At 68.9% G+C, this 21,370-nt stretch carries 27 protein-coding genes; 22 read left to right on the forward strand and 5 right to left on the reverse strand.

Going from position 1 to position 21,370, the window contains the following annotated elements:
* The first annotated feature begins 57 nt into the window (after positions 1-57).
* The 7 genes from BLT78_RS01290 (at position 58) to BLT78_RS01320 (ending at position 7,286) form a co-directional block, all read left to right on the forward strand.
* On the forward strand, positions 58-960 hold the full coding sequence (locus tag BLT78_RS01290) for a class II glutamine amidotransferase (RefSeq protein WP_090347252.1): 903 nt from the start codon (positions 58-60) through the stop codon (positions 958-960).
* An 11-nt stretch (positions 961-971) separates the two neighbouring features.
* A complete protein-coding gene (locus BLT78_RS01295; RefSeq protein WP_090347253.1) occupies positions 972-1,655 on the forward strand; it encodes a GltB/FmdC/FwdC-like GXGXG domain-containing protein in 684 nt (227 codons plus the stop codon).
* Between the two features lie 160 nt (positions 1,656-1,815).
* Positions 1,816-3,138 (forward strand): FMN-binding glutamate synthase family protein, encoded by a 1,323-nt coding sequence (locus BLT78_RS01300; RefSeq protein WP_090347254.1) that lies wholly within the window; start codon positions 1,816-1,818, stop codon positions 3,136-3,138.
* Between the two features lie 227 nt (positions 3,139-3,365).
* Positions 3,366-4,709, forward strand: coding sequence for an ammonium transporter (locus BLT78_RS01305; RefSeq protein ID WP_090347255.1), 1,344 nt, complete (start codon positions 3,366-3,368; stop codon positions 4,707-4,709).
* A gap of 146 nt (positions 4,710-4,855) precedes the next feature.
* Positions 4,856-5,629 carry an SDR family NAD(P)-dependent oxidoreductase gene (locus BLT78_RS01310; protein WP_090352076.1) on the forward strand — a complete coding sequence of 258 codons (774 nt, stop codon included), beginning with the start codon at positions 4,856-4,858 and terminating at the stop codon, positions 5,627-5,629.
* A gap of 170 nt (positions 5,630-5,799) precedes the next feature.
* A complete protein-coding gene (locus tag BLT78_RS01315; RefSeq protein WP_157719454.1) occupies positions 5,800-6,834 on the forward strand; it encodes an alpha/beta hydrolase in 1,035 nt (344 codons plus the stop codon).
* Between the two features lie 59 nt (positions 6,835-6,893).
* Positions 6,894-7,286 (forward strand): lysozyme inhibitor LprI family protein, encoded by a 393-nt coding sequence (locus tag BLT78_RS01320; protein ID WP_157719455.1) that lies wholly within the window; start codon positions 6,894-6,896, stop codon positions 7,284-7,286.
* 12 nt (positions 7,287-7,298) lie between these two features.
* Here BLT78_RS01320 and BLT78_RS01325 read toward each other — a convergent pair whose 3' ends face one another.
* A complete protein-coding gene (locus tag BLT78_RS01325; RefSeq protein WP_090347258.1) occupies positions 7,299-7,565 on the reverse strand; it encodes a DksA/TraR family C4-type zinc finger protein in 267 nt (88 codons plus the stop codon).
* Between the two features lie 186 nt (positions 7,566-7,751).
* Here BLT78_RS01325 and BLT78_RS01330 point away from each other — a divergent pair, with 186 nt between their 5' ends.
* Complete coding sequence (locus BLT78_RS01330; protein ID WP_090347259.1) at positions 7,752-8,729, forward strand: hypothetical protein; 978 nt, start codon at positions 7,752-7,754, stop codon at positions 8,727-8,729.
* A gap of 96 nt (positions 8,730-8,825) precedes the next feature.
* Here the strand turns inward: BLT78_RS01330 and BLT78_RS01335 are convergent, their stop codons facing one another.
* Positions 8,826-9,692, reverse strand: a complete 867-nt coding sequence (locus BLT78_RS01335; RefSeq protein WP_090347260.1) for an isocitrate lyase/PEP mutase family protein — start codon at positions 9,690-9,692, stop codon at positions 8,826-8,828.
* A gap of 350 nt (positions 9,693-10,042) precedes the next feature.
* Between BLT78_RS01335 and gstA the strand changes: the two genes are divergently transcribed.
* Positions 10,043-10,651 (forward strand): glutathione transferase GstA, encoded by a 609-nt coding sequence (gstA, locus tag BLT78_RS01340; protein ID WP_090347261.1) that lies wholly within the window; start codon positions 10,043-10,045, stop codon positions 10,649-10,651.
* Between the two features lie 66 nt (positions 10,652-10,717).
* Here the strand turns inward: gstA and BLT78_RS01345 are convergent, their stop codons facing one another.
* Positions 10,718-11,449: a TorF family putative porin gene (locus tag BLT78_RS01345; protein WP_090347262.1), complete on the reverse strand. Its 732-nt coding sequence runs from the start codon at positions 11,447-11,449 to the stop codon at positions 10,718-10,720.
* A 550-nt stretch (positions 11,450-11,999) separates the two neighbouring features.
* On the opposite strand from BLT78_RS01345, the gene nifE reads away from it, so the two are divergent.
* From nifE to BLT78_RS01400, 11 genes are all read left to right on the forward strand, one after another.
* A complete protein-coding gene (gene nifE, locus BLT78_RS01350; RefSeq protein ID WP_090347263.1) occupies positions 12,000-13,433 on the forward strand; it encodes a nitrogenase iron-molybdenum cofactor biosynthesis protein NifE in 1,434 nt (477 codons plus the stop codon).
* Positions 13,434-13,443: 10 nt separating this feature from the next.
* Positions 13,444-14,820 (forward strand): nitrogenase iron-molybdenum cofactor biosynthesis protein NifN, encoded by a 1,377-nt coding sequence (gene nifN / locus BLT78_RS01355; protein WP_090347264.1) that lies wholly within the window; start codon positions 13,444-13,446, stop codon positions 14,818-14,820.
* A 3-nt stretch (positions 14,821-14,823) separates the two neighbouring features.
* On the forward strand, positions 14,824-15,300 hold the full coding sequence (locus BLT78_RS01360; RefSeq protein WP_090347265.1) for a NifB/NifX family molybdenum-iron cluster-binding protein: 477 nt from the start codon (positions 14,824-14,826) through the stop codon (positions 15,298-15,300).
* 30 nt (positions 15,301-15,330) lie between these two features.
* Positions 15,331-15,813 (forward strand): NifX-associated nitrogen fixation protein, encoded by a 483-nt coding sequence (locus tag BLT78_RS01365; RefSeq protein ID WP_090347266.1) that lies wholly within the window; start codon positions 15,331-15,333, stop codon positions 15,811-15,813.
* Positions 15,814-15,827: 14 nt separating this feature from the next.
* Positions 15,828-16,037, forward strand: coding sequence for a CCE_0567 family metalloprotein (locus BLT78_RS01370; RefSeq protein WP_090347267.1), 210 nt, complete (start codon positions 15,828-15,830; stop codon positions 16,035-16,037).
* A 257-nt stretch (positions 16,038-16,294) separates the two neighbouring features.
* Positions 16,295-16,594 (forward strand): ferredoxin III, nif-specific, encoded by a 300-nt coding sequence (gene fdxB, locus BLT78_RS01375; RefSeq protein ID WP_090347268.1) that lies wholly within the window; start codon positions 16,295-16,297, stop codon positions 16,592-16,594.
* A 12-nt stretch (positions 16,595-16,606) separates the two neighbouring features.
* Positions 16,607-16,930 (forward strand): 2Fe-2S ferredoxin, encoded by a 324-nt coding sequence (locus tag BLT78_RS01380; protein WP_090347269.1) that lies wholly within the window; start codon positions 16,607-16,609, stop codon positions 16,928-16,930.
* Positions 16,931-16,935: 5 nt separating this feature from the next.
* Complete coding sequence (locus BLT78_RS01385) at positions 16,936-17,436, forward strand: hypothetical protein (RefSeq protein WP_090347270.1); 501 nt, start codon at positions 16,936-16,938, stop codon at positions 17,434-17,436.
* Positions 17,436-17,810, forward strand: a complete 375-nt coding sequence (locus tag BLT78_RS01390) for a hypothetical protein (protein WP_231975670.1) — start codon at positions 17,436-17,438, stop codon at positions 17,808-17,810. The genes BLT78_RS01385 and BLT78_RS01390 overlap by 1 nt, the downstream gene beginning before the upstream one ends.
* Positions 17,807-18,556 (forward strand): DUF364 domain-containing protein, encoded by a 750-nt coding sequence (locus BLT78_RS01395; RefSeq protein WP_090347271.1) that lies wholly within the window; start codon positions 17,807-17,809, stop codon positions 18,554-18,556. Before BLT78_RS01390 ends, BLT78_RS01395 begins: the two co-directional genes overlap by 4 nt.
* Positions 18,553-18,981: a hypothetical protein gene (locus tag BLT78_RS01400; protein WP_231975671.1), complete on the forward strand. Its 429-nt coding sequence runs from the start codon at positions 18,553-18,555 to the stop codon at positions 18,979-18,981. Before BLT78_RS01395 ends, BLT78_RS01400 begins: the two co-directional genes overlap by 4 nt.
* Positions 18,982-19,079: 98 nt before the next feature.
* On the opposite strand, the gene BLT78_RS01405 is transcribed toward BLT78_RS01400, so the two are convergent.
* Both BLT78_RS01405 and BLT78_RS21225 read right to left on the reverse strand, forming a co-directional pair.
* A complete protein-coding gene (locus tag BLT78_RS01405; RefSeq protein WP_090347272.1) occupies positions 19,080-19,298 on the reverse strand; it encodes a Nif11-like leader peptide family natural product precursor in 219 nt (72 codons plus the stop codon).
* 209 nt (positions 19,299-19,507) lie between these two features.
* Entirely contained in the window at positions 19,508-19,888 is a 381-nt protein-coding gene (locus BLT78_RS21225) for a hypothetical protein (RefSeq protein WP_157719456.1), read from the reverse strand.
* Positions 19,889-20,025: 137 nt separating this feature from the next.
* Here BLT78_RS21225 and BLT78_RS01410 point away from each other — a divergent pair, with 137 nt between their 5' ends.
* Entirely contained in the window at positions 20,026-20,349 is a 324-nt protein-coding gene (locus BLT78_RS01410) for a HesB/IscA family protein (RefSeq protein WP_090347273.1), read from the forward strand.
* Between the two features lie 58 nt (positions 20,350-20,407).
* Positions 20,408-21,370, forward strand: a complete 963-nt coding sequence (gene nifU / locus BLT78_RS01415; protein ID WP_090347274.1) for a Fe-S cluster assembly protein NifU — start codon at positions 20,408-20,410, stop codon at positions 21,368-21,370.

The raw sequence follows: 21,370 nt of genomic DNA on the forward strand, positions 1-21,370 counted from the left end.
CCCGCTTCGGGCCGTCGCCCGCAGGCGGCGGCCACCTGCCTCCGAAGGAGAGAAAACATGTGTGGAATCGTAGGTCTTTACCTGAAGAACCCGGCGCTGGAGTCCCAGCTCGGCAAGCTGTTCGAGCCGATGCTGCTGGCGATGACCGACCGCGGTCCGGACAGCGCCGGCTTCGCCATCTACGGTGACGAAGTGGCCGACGGCTGGGTCAAGCTGACCCTGCAGAGCGTCGACGCCAGCTACGACTGGAAGGCGCTGATGGGCGCGCTGGAAGGCCGCCTGGGCTGCTCGCTGGACTGGTTCCAGAACGCCAGCGCCGCGGTGCTCAAGGTCGCCGCCGCGGAGGCCGCGGTGCGTGCCGCGCTCGCCGAGCTGGCCCCGGAGGTGCGCATCATGAGCGCCGGGCAGAGCATCGAGATCCTCAAGGGCATGGGCCTGCCGAAGGAGATCGCCGAGCGCTTCAAGCTGGCCAACATGAAGGGCAGCCACATCATCGGCCACACCCGCATGGCCACCGAGAGCGCGGTGACCATGGAGGGCAGCCACCCGTTCTCCACCGGCGCCGACCTGTGCCTGGTGCACAACGGCTCGCTGTCCAACCACTCGCGCCTGCGCCAGGAGCTCAAGCGCAAGGGCATCACCTTCGAGACCCTCAACGACACCGAGGTGGCCGCCGGCTACCTGACCTGGCGCCTGCGCGAGGGCGACTCGCTGAAGGAGGCGCTGGACCACTCGCTGGAAGACCTCGACGGCTTCTTCACCTTCGCCATCGGCACCCGCAACGGCTTCGCGGTGATCCGCGACCCGATCGCCTGCAAGCCGGCGATCCTCGCCGAGACCGACGACTACGTGGCCATGGCCTCCGAGTACCAGGCGCTGGCCAGCCTGCCGGGGATCGACAAGGCCAAGGTCTGGGAGCCGGAGCCGGCGACCATGTACATCTGGGAAAAGACTGCCTGAGGAGCGCACCCATGAAGACCATCGACCTTTCCAAAGCTGAAGTGCGCGATCTGAACCAGGCCCTGCACGACCAGGCGAAGACCCTCGACGAGCGCGAGTGGGTCGTCACCCACCCGGACGGCAAGCACAACCTCGCCGTCGGCGTGAACGAGGCGCTGTCCATCGATATCCAGGGCCACGCCGGCTACTACTGCGCCGGCATGAACCAGAAGGCCACCATCACCGTGCACGGCAACGTCGGCGTCGGCGTGGCCGAGAACATGATGTCCGGCTCGGTGCGCGTGAAGGGCAGCGCCTCCCAGGCCGCCGGCGCCACCGCCCACGGCGGCCTGCTGGTGATCGAAGGCGACGCCGGCGCGCGCTGCGGCATCTCGATGAAGGGCGTCGACATCGTGGTCGGCGGCAGCATCGGCCACATGAGCTGCTTTATGGGCCAGGCCGGTCGCCTGGTGGTGTGTGGCGATGCCGGCGATGCGCTGGGCGATTCGCTGTACGAGACGCGGATCTACGTGAAGGGCACGGTCAAGTCGCTGGGTTCGGACTGCATCGAGAAGGAGATGCGCGCCGAGCACCTGGAGGAGCTCGCCGAGCTGCTCAACCGCGCCGGCTTCGCCGAGGACCCCAAGGCGTTCAAGCGCTACGGCTCGGCCCGCCAGCTGTACAACTTCAAGGTCGACAACGCGTCCGCCTACTGATCGAGCCCGGCCTGGTGCGCGCGGCGCACCCTACGGCTGGCGCCAGCTCCACGTAGGGTGCGCCATGCGCACCGAAGCCCGCCGAGCCGGCGGGATGACAGAACAACCCAGGGCGGGCGGCCCGCCACAGCGGCGGGCGCCACCTGACGAGGAATTCGAAATGAGCGAGAAGATCACCCCGGTACTGCGCGAGTCCGCCACCTTCGACCGCCTGACCATCCAGGAAATCCAGCGCGCCGCCGAGACCGGCATCTACGACATCCGCGGCGGCGGCACCAAGCGCAAGCTGCCGCACTTCGACGACCTGCTGCTGCTCGGCGCCAGCATGTCGCGCTACCCGCTGGAGGGCTACCGCGAGAAGTGCGGCACCGACGTGGTGCTCGGCACCCGCTTCGCCAAGAAGCCGATCCACCTGAAGATCCCGGTGACCATCGCCGGCATGAGCTTCGGCGCGCTGTCGGCCAACGCCAAGGAAGCTCTCGGCCGCGGCGCCAGCATCGCCGGCACCAGCACCACCACCGGCGATGGCGGCATGACCCCGGAAGAGCGCGGCCAGTCGCAGCACCTGGTCTACCAGTACCTGCCCTCGCGCTACGGCATGAACCCGGACGACCTGCGCAAGGCCGACGCCATCGAGATCGTCCTCGGTCAGGGCGCCAAGCCGGGCGGCGGCGGCATGCTGCTGGGCATGAAGGTCACCGAGCGCGTCGCCGGCATGCGTACCCTGCCGATCGGCGTCGACCAGCGCTCCGCCTGCCGTCACCCGGACTGGACCGGCCCGGACGACCTGGCGATCAAGATCGCCGAGATCCGCGAGATCACCGACTGGGAAAAACCGATCTACGTGAAGATCGGCGCCAGCCGCCCGTACTACGACGTCAAGCTGGCGGTGAAGGCCGGCGCCGACGTGATCGTCCTCGACGGCATGCAGGGCGGCACCGCGGCCACCCAGGAAGTGTTCATCGAACACGTCGGCATCCCGATCCTCGCCGCCATCCCGCCGGCCGTGCAGGCCCTGCAGGAGATGGGCATGCACCGCGAGGTGCAGCTGATCGTCTCCGGCGGCATTCGTACCGGCGCCGACGTGGCCAAGGCCATGGCCCTGGGCGCCGACGCGGTGGCCATCGGCACCGCTGCGCTGATCGCCCTCGGCGACAACCACCCGCGCCTGGACGACGAGCTGAAGAAGATCGGTTCGGCCGCCGGCTACTACGACGACTGGCAGAACGGCCGCGACCCGGCCGGCATCACCACCCAGGACCCGGAGCTGTCCAAGCGCCTCGATCCGGTGGAGGGCGGTCGCCGCCTGGCCAACTACCTGCGCGTGCTGGTGCTGGAGGCGCAGACCATGGCCCGCGCCTGCGGCAAGTCGCACCTGCACAACCTCGACCCCGAGGACCTGGTGGCGCTGACCGTGGAAGCCGCGGCCATGGCCCGCGTGCCGCTGGCCGGCACCGGCTGGATTCCCGGCCAGCAGTTCTGACCTGCCGGGCGGGTGTCGGCAGCGTACCGGCGCCCGCCCGTTGGCCTGGATCTTGTGGGGGCGAATGAATTCGCCAGGCAGGCCACCGGCCTGCGCTGGGTGGTTCGGGGGGCGCTTCGCGCCCCTTGGCGAATGAATTCGCCCCTGCAGGTCGGCTCCCGGCCAGAAACTTGCTTCGCACACCACGACTGCCAGGAATCCTTCATGACCATTTGAGGAGCTTCACCATGTCGATCACTCCACTAGGTTCCACACCGCTACGGCGCGCGCTGAACCGCGTCCTGCCGCTGTTGCTGCTGGCCTTCGCCCCGCTGGCGCTGGCCGACGATGCCACCCTCGATACCGGCGTCACCGCCTGGATGATGACCGCCACCGTGCTGGTGCTGTGCATGTGCGTGCCCGGCCTCGCGCTGTTCTACGGCGGCCTGGTGCGCGCCAAGAACATGCTCTCGCTGTTTTCCCAGTGCTTCGCCGTCGCCGGGGTGATCGGCGTGCTCTGGGTGCTCTATGGCTACAGCATGGTGATCGACACCACCGGCATGGTCGAGGGCGAGTACAGCTTCAACAGCTTCGTCGGCGGCCTGGAGCGGGCGATGCTCGCCGGCCTCAAGGGCGACAGCCTGGTGCTGGGCATGCCGGAAGGGGTGTTCATCACCTTCCAGATGACCTTCGCCATCATCACTCCGGCGTTGATCGCCGGCGCCTTCGCCGAACGCATGAAGTTCGTCGCCGCCGTGCTGTTCATGGCGCTGTGGTTCACCTTCGTCTACGCGCCGATGGCGCATATGGTGTGGGGCGGTCCGGGTGCGCTGATGCACAACTGGGGGGCACTGGACTTCGCCGGCGGCACCGCCGTGCACATCAACTCCGGCGTCGCCGCGCTGGCCGCCTGCCTGCTGCTGGGCAAGCGCAAGGGCTACCCGCACGTCGAGATCCGTCCGCACAACCTGCCGCTGGCGATGACCGGCGCGGCGCTGCTGTGGGTCGGCTGGTTCGGCTTCAACGTCGGCTCGGCCGCCGGGGTCGGCACCGTGTCGGGCATCGTCATGCTCAACACCCAGCTGGGTGCCTGCGCCGGCATCGTCGGCTGGATGTTCACCGAGCTGCTCAAGGCCGGTCGGCCGAGCGCCATGGGTCTGGCTTCCGGCGCCATCGCCGGTCTGGTCGGCATTACCCCGGCCTGCGCCTACGTCGGTGTCGGCGGCGCGCTGGCCATCGGCCTGCTCAGCGGCGTGCTGTGCTACCTGGCGGTCACCTCGCTGAAGCAGCGTCTGGGCTACGACGACAGCCTCGACGTGTTCGGCCTGCACGGTGTCGGCGGCATCGTCGGCGCCATCCTCACCGGTGTGTTCTGCGTGCCGGCGCTGGGCGGCTACGTCGAGGGCAGCGAGATCGCCACCCAGGTGTGGGCGCAGGTGAAGAGCGTGGCGTTCACCTTCGTCTACTGCTTCGCGATCAGCTGGGTGCTGCTCAAGCTGGTCGACAAGCTGGTCGGCCTGCGCGTGGACGAGGAGGTCGAGGACATCGGCCTCGATCTGGCCGAGCACAACGAGACCGCCTACAACCACTGATCCCTGGCGTGCGGATCAGGCGAGCGCCGGGCATTGGCCCGGCGTTCTGCTGTCTGCCGCAGATTCATGGGTGTTGAGTAATTTGCACGGCCAACTTTACGTGTCTATGTTGCAGGCTCGTGTTCACGAGGAGTCGGGCGATGGTGATGCGTGGGTGTGAGGGAGACGTGGCGCTGGTCAGCGGTGCGGGCAGCGAGCAGGGGATCGGCATGGCCATCGCGCGGCGGCTCGGCCAGGCCGGGGCGAAGTTGATCGTCACGGCGAGCAGCGCGCGCATCGAGCAGCGGGTGGCGGAGCTGCGCGCCGAGGGCTTCGCGGTGGAGGGCCGCGCGGCCGACCTCACCGACGAGCAGCAGGTGGCCGAACTGGCGGCCTGGGCGCAGGGCGTCTGGGGTCGCGTCGACATCCTGGTCAACAACGCCGGCATGGCCATGCAGGGCAGCCCCGAGCCGTTCGCGCCGGTCGCCAGCATGGACCTGCACACCTGGGAGCTGTCGCTGGCGCGCAACCTGACCAGCGCCTTCCTGCTCACCCGTGCGCTGTTGCCCGGCATGCAGGCGCGCGGCTACGGGCGCATCGTGCAGATCAGCTCGACCACCGGCACGCGCGGCGGCAACCGCGGCGAGGCGGCCTACAGCGCGGCCAAGGCCGGCATGGTCGGCCTGAACATGGGGCTGGCGTTGGAGGTGGCCGGGCAGGGCATCACGGTCAACAGCGTGGCGCCGGGCTGGATCGCCACCGCCTCGGTGACGCCCGAGGAGATCGAGGCCGGGCGCCATACCCCCATCGGCCGCGCCGGCCGGCCGGAGGAGGTGGCCGCCGCGGTGGCCTTCCTCGCCTCCCGCGAGGCCAGCTACATCACCGGCGAGGTACTGGTGGTCGACGGCGGCAACTGCCTGGTGGAGAACAAGGCGCCCTGAACGCCGCGCCTGGCGCAGCCCGCCGGGCGGGCCTAGAGTTTCTGGCAGATTGCTGGAACGGACCGCGCACCGGGTATGTCCCGATGTTTTGTCCCTCTGCCAGCTCTCCTGTCCGTGGCCCTTGCCGCGGAAGTGCCTGTGCGTGCTTCAGCCTGCGAGAGGACAAGGCCATGCCGGCATCCAACACCTATCTGGTCTGCACCCGGGCGATCGGCGAGACCGGCGACTTCATCGCCGAGCCGGGGGAAACCACGTTCCTGCGGGTTCCGGCCGGCAAGCGCAGCTATAGCCCCGCGGAGCGGATCCCCCGGGAGCGCTGGAGGAAGTCGGTGATCGCCGCCGCCGATGGACAGGAGGATGAGGTCACCGGATCGACCGGGGATATCCTGTTTTTCGTGCATGGCTACAACAATGACGCCCGCTCGGTTCTCTGGCGCACCCGCATGCTGCAAGGCACGCTCGCGGCGCAGGGCTGGCGGGGCTTGGTGGTGGGGTTCGACTGGCCCTGTGAAAATGCCACCCTGAATTATCTCGAGGATCGCCATGATGCGTCGCAGGTGGCGCTGCGCCTGATCGATGACTCCCTGCAACTGGTCGTCGATGCGCAGTTTCCCGAGGGCGCCGGCGCCAGGTCATGCACCCTGAATATCCACATGCTCGGCCACTCGACGGGCGCCTACGTGATCATGGAGGCCTTCGCCGCGGCGGCGAAACGGGGTGATCTGTTCAGGAGGCCCTGGCGTATCGGTCAGGTGGCCTTCATTGGCGGCGACGTTTCCAGCGACTCGCTCGCGACCAGCTCCGACTGGGCCGGTCCGATGTACGACCGGATCATCCGGCTGACCAACTACTCCAGTGGCTACGACAAGGTGCTGGGCGTGTCGAACATGAAGCGCTTCGGCACCTCGCCGCGCGCCGGACGGATCGGCCTTCCCCGCGAGGTTCCGCGCAAGGCGGTAAACGTCGACTGCTCGCGTTATTTCACCTCCAAGAATCCGGCGGCGTCGGTTTTCAGCGGAACGTTCAACCATTCGTGGCATATCGGTGACGAAACCTTTGCCCTCGATCTTGCCCTCACCCTGGAGGGGGCAATTGACCGCGAGAAGATTCCCACCCGGAGAATCGAGGATGGTCGCTTGGTGCTGATCGCGGGAGCCGGGCGCCCCGAGTTTCAGGCGCAATGGGACGAGGAGCGTCCGGTTTGAGTGCGAGGACGCTGCCAGGGCGGGATGGCCGGGCGTTACCGATTCCGGAGGTGCCGATCATGCGTCGGTTCGCAGTGCTGCTGCTTCTCGCCCTTGGCGCGTCGGCCGACGCCGGGATGTACGGTGCCGAATACGAGGCCTGCAGCCAGGAATCGCCCGCCGAGATCATCGAGTGCGTCAACGCCAGCGCCAGGACCTGGGAGCGGCGCATGAACGGCGCCTACAAGGCGCTGGTGGCGCGCAGCGATCCCGGGCAGCAGGCGCCGCTGAAGACGGCGCAGCGCCAGTGGGTACAGTACCGCGACGCCAACTGCGCCTTCTATGCCGCCGGCGACGGCTCGCTCAGCCGGGTCGCCGCCGCCGAGTGCTGGCGCGCCATGGCCCGGCAGCGCGCCTGCGAACTGGAGGCCGCCAACATGCAGGAGGGGGCGGCGGGGCAGGGCTGCGAGTGAGCTTTCAGCGCATCAGCGCAACTGGCTGTCCTTGCTGCCCCGGCGGTTGTAGCCGCTGAACGCTGCCTGCTGCTTGTCCTGCTCGGCCTGGCAGGCCAGGCACAGGCGCACGCCGGGCACCGCCTGGCGGCGCGCCTCGGGGATGGGCGCGTCGCACTCCTCGCAGTGGCTGAGGCTGTCGCCGCGCGGCAGCTGGCTGCGCGCGCGGGCGATGGCGTCCTCGATGGTGCTGTCGATCTGTTCCTGTACCGCTCCGTCGCTGGTCCAGCCGCCGGCCATGTCGCGTCCTCCCGCTGCTGTGGCGCCTGAGGTCAGGCGTGTTTTTGCGTGCCCGTGGCTCGACCTTTGCGGGCCATGGATTAAGGTGAAATTAGCGCCGTCGCCAATCTGCTGCATCCTCATCTTGCCGCAGTCGCGGCGCCGCTGCTTCCCGCCGTCCGTCATCCAGCATGCAAGGAGCGCCCCGTGATCATTCCCCAGTACTGGGCCGAGGCCCGCGCGCAGCGGCGCAGCCAGGGCCGACAGATGACCGTGCGCCGCTTCGGCTGGTCGGACGTCAGCCAGGCCGAGGCGCAGGCGCACGCCGAGCGGCGCGCGCAGGAGGCGCTCGAGCGCCGCTGGGACGGCGAGCGGTTGCTGCAGCATGAGCCGAAGGTGCCCTACAACGGTGCCGATGGGGTGCCGATCCGCGAGGAGATCGTCGCCCGCCACGACCAGGTGGTGATCACCCGTAACGCCTATGGTGCGCGCTGCCTGAATACGCCGAACGTGCTGTTCGCCGACGTCGACTTCGCCTGGAGGCCGTCTTTCCGCCTGATCATCCTCACCATGGCCTGCCTGCTGGCGCTGGCCCTGCTGGTGGGCTGGCAGAGCGAGTCCAACCTGCTGATCGCGCTCCTCCTGCTGCTCGCGGTGTTCGCCGCCAGCACGCTGGCCGGCTGGTTCTATCGCCTGCTGCTGTGGGCCAATGGCGGCGTGGAGGCGCTGGCGCGCAAGCGGGTGCGGCGCTTCCTCGCCGCCCACCCGGACTGGGGCGTGCGCCTGTATCGCACCCCTGCCGGACTGCGCGTGCTGGCCACCCACTGCACCTTCGCGCCGGACGATCCCTCGGTGATGCGCTTCTTCACCGCCTTGGGCGCCGACCCTTGCTACGTGCACATGTGCCTGCGCCAGCAGTGCTTCCGCGCGCGGGTCAGCGCCAAGCCCTGGCGCATCGGCATCGCCCGCCACCTGCGGCCGCGTCCGGGCGTCTGGCCGGTGGCGCCGGAGCGTCTGGAGGAGCGCTGCGACTGGGTGGCGCGCTACGAGGCCAGGGCCAGTGGCTTCGCCGCCTGCAGCTTCCTCGAGACGCTCGGCAGCGGCGTGGTGGCGCCAGAGGTGGCCGAGGTGCAGCGCCTGCACGACGAGCTGTCCGGCGCGCAGAGCCGCTTGCCGCTGGCCTGAGCCTGGCGCGGCCTGCCGGTGCATCCGGCTCCGCGCGGCCGGGGCTGGCCTGTCGACGCAACGCGGGGATGGCGCCTTATCCAGCCCCCGGTGAGCTCACTCCTTGACGTTCATGTACTCGCTGGCCCAGGCGATGTAGTCGTCGGGGTGGGTGTACTTGGTCACCAGTTCCGAGGCGCTCAGGCCGTTGTCGCTGGTGATGCCGCGCTGTTCGCGCAGGCTGTCGTAGGTGGCCTTGATCGCGGCGAAGTAGGCGCCGTGGCCGTCGACCACGATGCGCACGCCGAGGTCGGCCAGGCGGCTGTCGTCGCGCAGCTCGGGGTTGCCGTAGGTGACCAGCATCAGCGGCACGTGCAGGCCCTCGGCGATGGTTTCCAGGTGGGCGAAGTCCTTCACCCCGACCAGGCAGATGCCGTCGGCGCCGGCGGCCTGGTAGGCCTGGGTGCGGTGGATCACGTCTTCCACCGACTGCACGCCGGCGTGGGTGCGAGCGATGATCGCCAGCGACTTGTCGTCGCGCACTTCCTGGGCGGCGCGCAGCTTGCCGATGCCTTCCTCGACGCTGATCAGGTCGTAGGACTTGCGGCCGAACTGCGCCGGCAGCAGGGTGTCCTCGAGGGTCAGCGCGGCGACGCCGGCGCGCTCCAGCTCGATGACGGTGCGCATGGCGTTGAGCGCGTTGCCGTAGCCGTGGTCGGCGTCGGCGATCACCGGCAGGCGGGCGACCCGACCGATGCGGGTGGCCTGCTCGGCGAATTCGCTGAGGGTGATCAGCGCCACGTCGGGGGCGGCGAGCACCTGCAGCGAGGCGACCGAGCCGCCGAGGATGCCCACCTCGAAGCCGAGATCGGCGGCGATGCGCGCGGACAGCGGGTCGAACACCGAGGCAGTGTGATAGCAGGCGTTGCTGGCCAGCAGGGCACGGAAGGCTTTGCGCAGCGCGTGGTGACAGGATTTCTGCATGATTTCTGATCCCTTGTGTCTTTGTCTTGTCTTGTACCTTTCCAGTATTGCAAATCCTGTACCCGAAGGTCGTATTGCTTCGATTTCCTCGCTTTGCTGGCTGGCTGGCGCGCCGGAGTGGCGAACGGGCGCCACTACCGGCTCGGGAGTGGCGAGAATCCGCCGCTACCCGCGGCATGCGCGGGGTGATGCTAGGACGCCAGGCTTTCAGCCAGCTTTCGCCTGAGCACGGCGCCATCCCGCGCGAGGCGAGCCGCGGCGGTGCGTGCCGCCTGCCTGGCGTGCGTCGCTCGCGCGGAGCGGCAACAGCTTCTATGGTTTTGGGGTCGCTGCCTTTTGAGGATACCCCCATGAAGCTCTACTACACGCCGGGCGCCTGCTCGCTGGCGCCGCACATCGTGCTGTGCGAACTGGGCCTGGACCACGAGCTGGTCAAGGTCGACCTGAGAACGCATACCGTCGCCGGGGGCGGGGATTTCTACGCCATCAACCCCAAGGGCTACGTGCCGGCCCTGGAGCTGGAGTACGACCAGGTGCTCACCGAGGACGCGGTGATCCTGCAGTATCTGGCCGAGCTCAGGCCGGGCGCCGGCCTGCTGCCGCCGGCCGGCAGCATGGAGCGCTGGCGCGTGCTGGAGTGGCTCAACTTCATCAGCAGCGAGCTGCACAAGGGGCTGGGCACGCTGTTCAACCCGGCGGTCACCCCGGAATGGCGACAGGCGGTGCTGGAGCGGGTGAACCGGCGGCTGGACATGGTCAACCAGACCCTCAAGGGCAACGCCTTCCTCTGCGGTCGGCACTTCACCGTTGCCGACGCCTACCTGTTCACCATCGTCAGCTGGACCGGGTTCATGAAGATCGACCTGGCGCCCTGGCCGGAGCTGGCGGACTACCAGGCGCGGATGGCGGAGCGCCCGGCGGTGCAGCAGGCGATGCGCGAGGAGGGGCTGCTGCAGTAGCGGCCCGCTTGAATGCAGAAGGGGCGCCGGATGGCGCCCCTTCTGCTGTCGGCCGCGAAGGGCGGCTTACAGGGTCTTGGAGACCGACAGCACGAAGTTGGCGTCGCAGAAGTCGTCCTTGCCGATGAAGCCCGCGCAGTCGCTGTCGCTGAGGTCGGTGTCGGTGTAGGTCAGGCCGAAGTCCAGGCCGGCCAGGGTCTTGGTCAGACCGATCGACCAGTCGTTGTAGGAGTCCTCGCCGCTGGCGAAGGTGGCCTGCTTGAAGTCGTAGTTGCCGTACTGCAGCGCCAGGCCGATCTCGTAGGGCAGGGTGTACTCGTAGCCGACGTAGCTGTACAGGGTCGTGTCGTCGCCGCCGAAGTCGTCGGAGTAGGCGGCGCCGACCTTGAAGCCGTAGGCGCTGAAGCTGCCGTAGTACTCGCTGAAGTTGAGGGAGCTGTTGCCCGGGTAGTCGTACTTGATCCAGCCCAGGTCGTAGGACAGGTTTTCGCCGATGTCGTTGGCGAAGCCCAGGTAGTAGTCGAACTCGACGTTGCCGTCGACCGAATCGCCGAAGTCGACGTTGGAAGCCCAGGTGCCGATGTACAGGCCGCTCTCGTGGGCGACGTCCAGGCCGCCCTGAATGGCGGCGTCGCCCTGGGTCTGGGAGATGCCGCGGAAGATGTAGTCCGAGGTCAGGCCGACGTTCATGCTGACGTCGAAGTCGCCGACCGGGCTCGCGACCGTTTCGGCTACGGCGAAGTTGGTGGCGGTCACGGCGCTGGCGGCGGCGATGGCGAGAGTCAGTTTCTTGAGCATGCTTCTTGTCCCTGATGGTCTTTGAGGGCCGGGGTTCACGACGCCCCGGTTTATAAGTTCGAGTTATGTACAGCTCGCTTTGAAAGCAATCGGTTCTTAGCGGGAAGCGTGCCAGCTCGAAAAAATCCCTTTTAAAACAATCATATAGATTGATTTGTCGGGCTTTTTGGCGGGCTGTGCCGGCGAGGGTGGGGGCGGGTGCTGCACTGCTCTGGTGCAGCGGCGGCGCGCCGGGCGTTGTCGCGGGGCCGCGCTCCGGGATGGGCGAGCCAGTGCTGCGCCTGCGGGCGCGGCGCGGCAGAGCTCCCCGACGCTGGTCTGGTCGCCGAGCAGTATGAGGCGGGGGAGGGCGAGCGCTTCGAGTCACGGCCCGTCCCGTGCTTACCCCTCCTGGCGCGGCGCGCCAGGCTTGTCGCAAAGCCGACACTCCGACAGCTTTGCGACAACGCCGCTCTACATAAAACCCTTTTAAATCAATGGCTTGTCCTCTGGTACAGGCCTTGCACACCCTCTCGCAAGCGCTCCACCGACGCATCCAGAGGGGTAAGCGATGAAAGCCAAGGACATTGCCGAGCTGCTCGACGAGCCCGCCTGCGAGCACAACAAGAAGGAGAAGTCCGGCTGCGCCAAGCCCAAGCCGGGCGCCACCGACGGTGGCTGCGCCTTCGACGGCGCGCAGATCGCCCTGTTGCCGATCGCCGACGTGGCGCACATCGTCCACGGGCCGATCGCCTGTGCCGGCAGTTCCTGGGACAACCGCGGCACCCGCTCCAGCGGCCCGGACCTCTATCGCATCGGCATGACCACCGACCTCAGCGAGCAGGACGTGATCATGGGCCGCGCCGAGAAGCGCCTGTTCCATGCCATCCGCCAGGCGGTGGAGAGCTACGCGCCGCCGGCGGTGTTCGTCTACAACACCTGCGTGCCGGCGCTGATCGGCGACGACATCGACGCCATCTGCAAGGCTGCCAGCGAGCACTTCAATACCCCGGTGGTACCAGTCGACTCGGCCGGCTTCTACGGCACCAAGAACCTCGGCAATCGCATTGCCGGCGACGCCATGGTCAAGCACGTGATCGGCACCCGCCAGCCCGATCCGCTGCCGCCGGAAAGCGTGCGCCCCGGCATCCGTGTGCATGACGTCAACCTGATCGGCGAATACAACATCGCCGGCGAGTTCTGGCACGTGCTGCCGCTGCTCGACGAGCTGGGCATCCGCGTGTTGTGCACGCTGTCCGGGGATGCGCGCTTTCGCGAGGTGCAGACCATGCACGCCGCCGAGGTGAACATGATGGTCTGCTCCAAGGCCATGCTCAACGTCGCCCGCAAGCTGCAGGAGCGCTTCGGCACGCCGTGGTTCGAGGGCAGCTTCTACGGCATCACCGACACCTCGCAGGCGCTGCGCGACTTTGCCCGGTTGATCGGCGACGCTGATCTGTCCGCTCGCACCGAGGCGCTGATCGAGCGCGAGGAGACGCGCATCCGCGCCGCGCTGGAGCCGTGGCGCGCGCGCCTGGAGGGCAAGCGCGTGCTGCTCTACACCGGCGGGGTGAAGTCGTGGTCGGTGATCTCCTGCCTGCAGGACCTGGGCATGAAGGTGGTCGCCACCGGCACCAAGAAGTCCACCGAGGAGGACAAGGCGCGGATCCGCGAGCTGATGGGCGACGAGGTGAAGATGCTCGACGAGGGCAACCCGCGCGCGCTGCTGAAGACGGTGGAGGAGTACCAGGCCGACATCCTGATCGCCGGCGGCCGCAACATGTACACCGCGCTCAAGGCGCGCATCCCGTTCCTCGACATCAACCAGGAGCGCGAATTCGGCTACGCCGGCTACCAGGGCATGCTCGAGCTGGTGCGCCAGCTGTGCCTGACCCTGGAGAGCCCGGTGTGGGAGGCGGTGCGCCGCCCCGCGCCGTGGGGCAACGCCGCCGGCGCCCAGCTGTCCGCCCCGCTGTCCACACCGGCCCTGGCCGCCAGCGCCTGAGGAGACCGTCATGGCCGAGATCGTCAATCGCAACAAGGCCCTGGCGGTCAGCCCGCTGAAGGCCAGCCAGACCATGGGCGGCGCCCTGGCCATCCTCGGCCTGGCGCGCAGCATGCCGCTGCTGCACGGATCGCAAGGCTGCACGGCGTTCGCCAAGGTGTTCTTCGTCCGCCACTTCCGCGAGCCGGTGCCGCTGCAGACCACCGCCATGGATCAGGTCAGCTCGGTGATGGGCGCCGACGACAACGTGGTCGAGGCGCTGAAGACCATCTGCGAGAAGCAGAACCCGGCGCTGATCGGCCTGCTCAGCACGGCGCTTGCCGAGACCCAGGGTTGCGATCTGGGCAGTGCGCTGCACCAGTTCCGCCGCGAGTACCCCGAGTTCAAGGACGTGGCCGTGGTGGCGGTGAACACCCCGGACTTCTCCGGCAGCTTCGAGAGCGGCTTCGCCGCCACGGTCAAGGCGATGGTCGAGACCCTGGTGCCGGAGCGCCGCGACCAGGTCGGCCTGCGCCCACGCCAGGTCAACGTGCTGTGCTCGGCGAGCCTGACCCCGGGCGACCTGGAGTTCGTCGCCGAGAGCATCGAGAGCTTCGGCCTGCGTCCGCTGCTGATCCCCGACCTGTCCGGCTCGCTGGACGGCCACCTCGACGATGCCGCCTTCAACCCGCTGACCACCGGCGGGCTGACCGTCGCCGAGCTGGCCACTGCGGGGCAGAGCATCGCCACCCTGGTGGTCGGGCAGAGCCTGGCCGCCGCAGCCGACGCGCTGGCCGCGCGCAGCGGGGTGCCGGAGCGGCGCTTCGGCCTGCTGCTCGGCCTCGACGCGGTCGATGAATGGCTGCTGGCGCTGGCCGAGATCAGCGGCAACCCGGTGCCCGAGCGCTGGCAGAAGCAGCGCCGCCAGCTGCAGGACGCCATGCTCGACAGCCACTTCATGCTCGGCGACGCGCGCATGGCCATCGCCGCCGACCCCGACCTGCTGCTTGGCTTCGACCGCCTGCTGCGCGGCATGGGTGCGCGCACCGTGGCTGCGGTGGTGCCGGCGCGGGCGCCGGCGCTGGCCGCCTCGCCGCTGGCCTGCGTGCAGGTCGGCGACCTCGAGGACCTCGAGCAGGCCGCGCGCGCCGGCGACGCCCAGCTGATCCTCGGCAACAGCCACGCGCTGGCCAGCGCCGAACGCCTCGGCGTGCCGCTGCTGCGCATGGGCTTCCCGCAGTACGACCTGCTCGGCGGCTTCCAGCGCTGCTGGTCCGGCTACCGGGCCACCGCCCAGGCGCTGTTCGACCTCGCCAACCTGCTGGTCGGCCTCCACCGGGGCATCGCTCCGTACCACTCGATCTACGCGCAGAAACCCGCCGGCGAACAGCCGCAATGGAGGCACTGAGCCATGGCCAGCCCGACCAGACAACTGCAGGTTCTCGACGGCGACGACGACGGCACCCTGCTCAGGGTGGCGTTCGCTTCCTCCGACCGCGAGACGGTCGACCAGCACTTCGGTTCGTCGCGTTTCTTCGCCATCTACGGCGTCAACCCCGAGCACGCCCAGCTGCTCAAGGTGATCGAGTTCGGCGACCTCGAGCAGGACGGCAACGAGGACAAGCTGGTCGGCAAGCTGGAGCTGCTCGACGGCTGCATCGCCGTGTACTGCCGCGCCTGCGGCGCCTCGGCGGTGCGCCAGCTGCTGGCCATCGGCGTGCATCCGGTCAAGGTCGCCGAGGCGGCGCGCATCGACGAGCTGCTCGCCAGCCTGCAGGCCGAGCTGCGCGAAGGCCCGTCGGCCTGGCTGGCCAAGGCCATCCAGCGCACGCGCGGCGCCGACCGGCAGCGCTTCGCGGCGATGGCCGCCGAGGCCTGGGACGAGTAGCGCCCTTCATTTTCTAGCGAGGAATGCCACATGTTCGAAGTCGAGGAATCCCCCGCGGTGGTGCAGGACGGCGATGCCGCCCTCAACCACCCGATCGTCAGGCAGATGGTGGTGCAGCTGCGCGCCATGGACAGCTACGGCACCTACGACACCTGGAGCGACGCCCGCGTGCTCGATCCGCTGGTGCTGACCAAGGAGCGGCGCAAGGCCATCCCGGTGGTCGGCGACCCGGACGAGACCACCATCTCGCGGATCAAGGCCTACTACAACGCCATCGCCCAGCTGGTCGAGGCGCGGACCGGCCTGCTCGCCGTGCCGGTGATCAACCTGACCCACGAGGGCTTCGGCCGCGCGCTGATCCTGGTCGGCAAGCTGGTCGCCCTCGACAAGACCCTGCGCGACGTCCACCGCTTCGGCTTCGACTCGCTCGAGGCGCTGGCCGGCGAGGCGCAGAAGCAGGTCGACAAGGCCGCGGCGCTGATCGACGCGCACCGCGTGGTCGCCGAGCTCTAAGGCGGGAGGCGCCGATGAACGAAGACGAGATCAAGACCCTGAAGAAGGAGGTCAGCCAGAAGAAGCGCATCGCCACCGACTGGGCTGCGCAGATCCACGACCTGGTCGAGGATCGCCTGCTGACCGACTACCAGACGCTGCCCGAGCTGGCCCGCCAGACCCACCAGGCCTGCCTGGACTGGGCCGAGGCCAAGGCCCGCCTGGAGGCGAGTGGCGCCGAGTGATCCGCTCGGCGCCACTGGGTTCGCCCGCACCGTGGTGCGGGCGGGCAGGGGCCACCCGCCCTCTGCCGGCGACCCGGGGCCGTGCCCGGCCCGAACCTTGCGCCGCCCTGTCGCGGCATCCGACGCGCCCGCCCACGCGGCGGCGCGGCCCCGACCTGGTGTCGGGTAGCTGAACCCTGAGCAGAGCGGACCCCGAGCCGCCATTCGACAACCGTAGGCCTGCGCCAGCGCAGCGGCTGGCGCGCAGGAGATGAACCATGGCTGAGGCAGTGATTACCGGGCTGACCCGGGGTGGCACGGCGTGGACGCCGCAATTCGTGACCGCGCTCGACGCGCAGAAGTGCATCGGTTGCGGTCGTTGCTACAAGGTCTGTCCGCGCGACGTGTTCACCCTGGCCGACCGCGCCGATGTGGTCGGCGAGGACGACGACCAGTTCGACGACGATGACGAGATGAAGGTGATGGTCATCCAGGACGGCATGGACTGCATCGGCTGCCAGGCCTGCGCCGCCGTGTGCCCCAAGCAGTGCCACAGCCACGCCGCCGCCGCGGCCTGAGGAGAGCGGATCATGGCCAAGCCCGAATTCCACATCTTCGTCTGCGCGCAGCGCCGTGCGGACGGCCATCCGCGCGGCAGCTGCGGCGCCAAGGGCGCCGAGGCGCTGTACAACGCCTTCGCCCAGGTGCTGATCCGCCACAACCTGAGCAATCGCATCGCGCTGACCAGCACTACCTGCCTCGGGCCGTGCCAGGCCGGCGCCAACGTGCTGATCTATCCGGGCTCGATCATGTACAGCTGGGTGGAGCCGCACGAGGCGGCGCTCATCGTCGAGCAGCACCTGCTCGGCGGCGAGCCCTACGCCGACAAGCTGACCCCCGCGGAAATCTGGTAAGCGCCATGGCCGAGGTGCTGCTGTTCGCTCCCGAGCGCGCCTTCTTCTCCGCCGACACGCCGCAGAAGCTGCGCTACCTGCTCAACCACGCGCTGTGCGCGGCGACTCCGGACGGCGTCGAGGCGCTGCTCCTCGAGGCGCGCCGGCGCTGGCCGCAGGAGGCCGACGCGCACGTCGCGTTGTACAAGTTCTACTTCGTCAGCCGCCGCTACGCCGAGGCCGAGGCCGCGGTGTGGCTGGCCCTGCACGAGGCCGCGCAGGCGGCCGGCTTCGTCCGCAACTACCGGCGCCTGCATGCCGGCAGCGCCGACTGGTCGCGGCGCCAGGGCGCCGAGCGGCTGTACCTGTTCAGCCTCAAGGCGCTCGGAGTGATCCGCTTGCGCCGCGGCCGGGTGGCGCAGGCGCAGCGCGTGCTGGAGAAGCTGCTCGAGCTCGATCCGGTCGACGAGATCGGCGGCGGCGCCTTCCTGCACATCGCCCGCGCGTTCGCCGAGGAGGCCGCCTGATGGATAGCGTCCTCGCGCAGCGTCTGCAGGAAGTCGAGCCGCTGCTGGCGGAGATCTGGCAGACGCTGGCCGCCTGCCTGGTCGCCGCCGGCGTCGAGCGGCCACTGGCGGTGGCCGGTACGCCCGGCAGCCACGCGGAGCTGCGCGTGGATCCGTTCGACCACAGCCAGGCGCTGTACGCCGAGTGGCGCGCGCCAGGCGGCGCCCTGCAGGGCAGCGTGCTGGTCAACGGCGACGGCCAGGCCTTCGCCGAGTTCGACGTGCTGCTCGCGCATCCGCGGCGGCGCGCCTGGGTGATCGAGGCGGTCACCGCCTGGGGCCGCGCCGGGGCGCTGAAGAGCGAGCTGCGCCTGCTGCCGGCGCTCGGCGCATGAACGCGGTCTACGACTGGCTGCTGGCCAGCGCCGCGGCCAACGCCCCGGTCGAGCGCCTGTGCCTCGGCCTCAACTGGACGGTGGCGCAGGTGGCCGGCAGTTGCGGCTTCGCCTTCAGCCCCCGCCAGGTGCCGCGCACCCTGAGCTGGGCCGGCACCCTGGCCGGGCGTCCTGCCGGCGAGCTGCGCTCATGGCTGCTGTCGTGGCACGCAGCCGAGGCGGCGGTCGGCCTCGCCGTGCTCAACGCCGCGGTCAATGGCGACTCCGCCTGCCTGCGCGCGGCGCAGCCCTTGGGGGGCGCGGCACCGGGCCACCTGCGCGTGTTCGCCCATTTCCGTCCGCAGCTGGACGGGCAGCGGGTGGCGGTGATCGGCCACTATCCGGGCCTGGCGACGCTCTGGCAGGACCTGCCCTACCAGTGCCTGGAACGCCAGCAGCAGGACGGCGATCTGCCCGATGCCGCCGCCGAGTTCGTCCTGCCGCAGGCCGACTGGGTGTTCGTCACCGCCAGCAGCCTGGCCAACAAGACCCTGCCGCGCCTGCTCGAGCTGTCGCGCCAGGCGCGGGTGGTGCTGATGGGGCCGAGCCTGCCGTGGCTGGAGGGCTGGCGCGAGTTCGGCGTCGACTACCTGGCCGGCGTGCGCGTGCTGGATGCGCCGGCGGCGCACCAGGTGGCCGCCGAGGGCGGCGGCACCCGCCTGTTCGCCGGGCCGGTGGAATACGCCCTGCTGGCGCTCGATGCATGATCGACCAGCAGCACGGCTACGGCCTGCCCTGGCGCATGCTGGTCTGCCACAAGCATCCGGTCGGCGCGCGCCTGCACTTCCTGATTCCGACTGACGGCGGCGTGGTGCTGCCCCAGGCGCTGCCGCGTCTGGCGGTGCTCGCCGGCGCAGCGGCCGCGGCGCCGGTGCAGAGCCATCCGGCCAGCGCCCTGCGCCAGCTGCAGCAGCTGCTCGGCATCGCCCGCGCCCTCGAACTGGTCGACGAGTTCGCCCTGCGCCTGGAGGTCCCAGGGCTGATCCTGCCGGTCTACCTGGCGGCGTTGCCCGGCTTCGAGCTGTGCCCGCCGCCACCGGGCACCCGCTGGATCGAGCTGCCACAGAGCATCGGCATGCCCTGGCTGGATCGCGAACTGCTGCGCCGGGTCTACGAGGTGCTGCTCGGCTAGCTGCGGCTGCGCGGCGGTCGGGCTTGCCGCAGGCGCGAGCGGGCTCGCGATCCCGGGACGAGCCGATCGATCGCGAGCCCGCTCGCTCCTACAGGCGCTCAGGCGCGCAGCAGGGCCTTGACCAGCTTGGCGGACAGTTGCTCCTCGCTGAACTGCGGCTCGTTCGGCGGATACAGCGCATCTTCGATGATGGTGAAGCCGGCCTCCCTGGCCAGGCCGATCATCTCGCGGACTTTTTCACAGGCTTTCAGCTTCTCGCCGAGGCTCGGGTCGGTCTTGGCCAGTTCCGAGAAGGCTTGGATTTCCTTGATGGACATGCTGCTCTCTCTATCACGGTTAGCGAAAGGCAAGGCCGGCGGGCCAGGGCAGCGGTAGTCGCCCTGCGAGCTTCCTGGATGCCGCGGACGGCGCCCAGGGGAGGGGGGAGGCCGCGCAGTGGGTGGCGCGCAACCGACTGGCCATGCCCCGCCGGGCCTTGGTCGGTTGTCCCGCTGCAACCCGAATGCCAGTGGTAATTCTTTTTGAATCAGTGGCTTATGGATTGCAGCTTGTCGCATTGGCGCCAATCGCACAGGCCGCGTTGCGATGATCGCGACAGCGCGCGCCGTACAGCGTGGCGACATAGAACTCCTCGTCGTCGTCGGCTGCGTGGCTCGTCGATGCGGTAGTGGTGGGCGTAGTAGCAGGCGATCCGCCTGGCGTCGTAGCCGAAGCAGCGCTCGGCGGCCAGTTCGGCATCGCGGTGTAACTCGAAACGCACCGGCTCCAGGACCATTTCCTGCCATTCGTCCGGCAGTCGTTCGCGCCGCCGCCGACGCATCGGGCCCTGCCGGCGTCTGGCGCAGGCCGCGCGGGCCCGACGTTTTGTCGCAAACACCACAATGCCGACTGCAGCGGTCTGTTTCATGACAGCCGCCAGTGCTGCGTTCCTTATTCAACTTATTGATTTAAAAGGTTTTTATTGCGAATTGGCGGGTGGCATCTGCCTTGCACCTTCTCCTGCAACGGTTGGTCAAGCAACCACACAGCCGAGGAGACACGCCGATGATCATCATGACCGACAGCGCCAAGAGCGCCGTGAACCGCTTCATCAGCAGCACCGGCAAGCCGGTCGCCGGCCTGCGCATCCGCGTCGAGGGCGGTGGCTGCTCCGGCCTCAAGTACAGCCTCAAGCTGGAGGAGAGCGGCGCCGAGGGTGACCTGAGCGTCGACTGCGACGGCATCACCCTGCTGTTCGACGAGACCAGCGCGCCGCTGCTCGACGGCGTGACCATGGATTTCGTCGAGAGCATGGAAGGCAGCGGCTTCACCTTCGTCAATCCGAACGCCAGCAGCAGCTGCAGCTGTGGCAAGTCCTTCGCCTGCTAAGCCATTCGAAGTCGCCGGCGACGACCGGCGATCCAGGAATCACCGGAGATCAGCCGTCATGTGGGATTACTCGGAAAAGGTCAAAGAACACTTCTACAACCCGAAGAACGCCGGCGCGGTGGCCGAGGCCAACGCCGTCGGCGACGTCGGCTCGCTGAGCTGCGGCGACGCCCTGCGGCTGACCCTCAAGGTCGACCCGGCCACCGACGTCATCCTCGACGCCGGCTTCCAGACCTTCGGCTGCGGCTCGGCCATCGCCTCGAGCTCGGCGCTGACCGAGATGATCAAGGGCCTGACCGTCGATCAGGCGCTGCAGATCAGCAACCAGGACATCGCCGACTTCCTCGACGGCCTGCCGCCGGAAAAGATGCACTGCTCGGTGATGGGCCGCGAGGCGCTGCAGGCCGCGGTGGCCAACTACCGGGGCGAGGCGCTGGAAGACGACCACGAGGAAGGCGCGCTGGTCTGCAAGTGCTTCGCCATCGACGAGGTGATGGTGCGCGAGACCATCCGCGCCAACCACCTGTCCAGCGTCGAGGACGTCACCAACTACACCAAGGCCGGTGGCGGCTGCTCGGCCTGCCACGAAGGCATCGAGCGGGTGCTCACCGAGGAGCTGGCGGCGCGCGGCGAGGTGTTCGTCGCCGCGCCGACCAAGGCCAAGGGCAAGGCCAAATCCGGCCTGGTCAACCTCAACGCCCCGGTCCCCGCGCCGGCTGCGCCCGCTCCGGCCGAGGCCGCGCCGGCGCCGAAGATGACCAACCTGCAGCGCATCCGCCGCATCGAGATGGTGCTGGAGTCGATCCGTCCGACCCTGCAGCGCGATCACGGCGACGTCGAGCTGCTCGAGGTCGACGGCAGGAACGTCTACGTCAAGCTGACCGGCGCCTGCACCGGTTGCCAGATGGCCAGCATGACCCTGTCCGGCATCCAGCAGCGGCTGATCGAGGAGCTCGGCGAGTTCGTCAAGGTGATCCCGGTCAGCGCCGCCGGCGCCGCCCACGCCCAGCTGGAGGTGTGA

The organism is Pseudomonas oryzae, from assembly GCF_900104805.1.
In the GTDB taxonomy this organism is placed as follows: Bacteria; Pseudomonadota; Gammaproteobacteria; order Pseudomonadales; family Pseudomonadaceae; genus Geopseudomonas; species Geopseudomonas oryzae.